Genomic DNA, 1,780 nt, shown 5'->3' with positions numbered 1-1,780 from the left:
TCTGCCGTGTAGCCGACGATGAGCCGCTCGCCGGGAACGCCGTCCCCACGGCGCAGACCGAGGCCGCACCCGGCGTCCCCGCCGAGCGGCTCATCGTCGGCTACACGGCAGACGCCCCGGAAGCCACCTCCGACCGGGCCGCGCAGGCCGACGCCGCCGCCAAGGGCGAACACGCCGGGGCCGACGCCGGTTTCCGGCGCCGCCTCGGCACCGGCGCCGCCCTCGTCGACCTCGGCCGGAAAGCCTCCCGCACCGAGGTCGCCGACGTCGTCGCCGCGTTCGAGGCCGACCCGCAGGTCGCCTACGTCGTACCGGACCGTCTCAACAGGCCGATGGCCGCCACCCCGAACGACACCCAATACGCCAAGCAGTGGGACCTGTTCGAGGAGACCGCCGGCATGCGCGTGCCCGGCGCCTGGGACATCGCCGACGGCAGCGGGGTCACCGTCGCCGTCATCGACACCGGCTACGTCGCCCACTCCGACCTCGCCGCCAACATCGTCCCCGGCTACGACTTCATCTCGGACACCGCCGTCTCCGTCGACGGCGACGGCCGCGACAGCAACCCCGCCGACCCGGGCGACTGGTACAACGCCAACGAGTGCGGCGCCGGCATCCCCGCCAGCAGCTCCTCCTGGCACGGCACCCACGTCGCCGGCACCATCGCCGCCGTCACGAACAACGGCAAGGGCGTCGCCGGTATCGCCCACCACGCCAAGATCTCCCCGCTCAGGGTCCTCGGCAAGTGCGGCGGCTACGACTCCGACATCATCGACGCCATCACCTGGGCCTCCGGCGGCACCGTCTCCGGCGTGCCCGCCAACCCCAACGTCGCCAAGGTCATCAACATGTCCCTGGGCGGCGACGGCGCCTGCACCACCGCCACCCAGAACGCCATCAACGCCGCCGTCAGCCGCGGCACCACCATCGTCGTCGCCGCCGGCAACGAGAACGACAACGTGGCGAACCACTCGCCCGGCAACTGCAACAACGTCATCTCCGTCGCCGCGACCAACCGCAGCGGCGCCAAGGCGTCCTATTCCAACTACGGCTCCCTGGTGGACATCTCCGCCCCCGGCGGCCAGACCAGCACCGGCACCGCCAACGGCATCCTGTCCACACTGAACTCCGGCACCAAGACGCCGTCCACGGAGTCGTACGCCTACTACCAGGGCACCAGCATGGCCACCCCGCACATCGCGGGCCTCGTCGCGCTGATGAAGTCGGCGAACGCGTCCCTGACCCCGGCGCAGATCGAGACGGCCATCAAGGCCAACGCCCGGCCCCTGCCCGGCAGCTGCTCCGGCGGCTGCGGCGCGGGACTCGCGGACGCGACCAAGACACTGAAGGCGGTGACGGGCTCCGGCGGCTCCACGGGGGGCACCACCTTCAGCAGCACCGGCGCCGTCGCCATCCCGGACGCCGGGTCCGCGATCACCTCGCCGATCACCGTCACCGGCATCAGCGGCAACGCGCCCGCCACCCTGAAGGTCGCGGTGAACATCACCCACACCTGGCGCGGTGACCTCGTCATCGACCTGATCGCCCCCGACGGCACCGCCTACCGGCTGAAGAACTCCAGCTCGTCCGACTCCGCCGACAACATCGACACCACCTACACGGTGAACGCGTCCGGCGAGACCGCGAACGGCACCTGGAAGCTGCGCGTCCAGGACGTCGCCCGCTACGACACGGGCACCCTCAACAGCTGGGCGCTCACCTTCTGACAGGCGCCCCCGAGCAGGCGGGCCGGCCGGTGCGGATGGGCACCGGCCGGCCC

Annotated in this window: 1 protein-coding gene; it reads left to right on the top strand. The window is 71.8% G+C overall.

All coding sequences use genetic code 11. The features are described from left to right. Nucleotides 1–1,727: S8 family peptidase (locus MTQ10_RS30155; protein WP_247473773.1), on the top strand; the 1,727-nt coding region annotated here is incomplete at its 5' end. Nucleotides 1,728–1,780: the final 53 nt, after the last annotated feature.

It is taken from the genome of Streptomyces sp. XM83C, assembly GCF_023072675.1.
Lineage (GTDB): Bacteria > Actinomycetota > Actinomycetes > Streptomycetales > Streptomycetaceae > Streptomyces > Streptomyces thermocoprophilus.
This window is presented reverse-complemented; position numbering and strand designations above follow the sequence as displayed.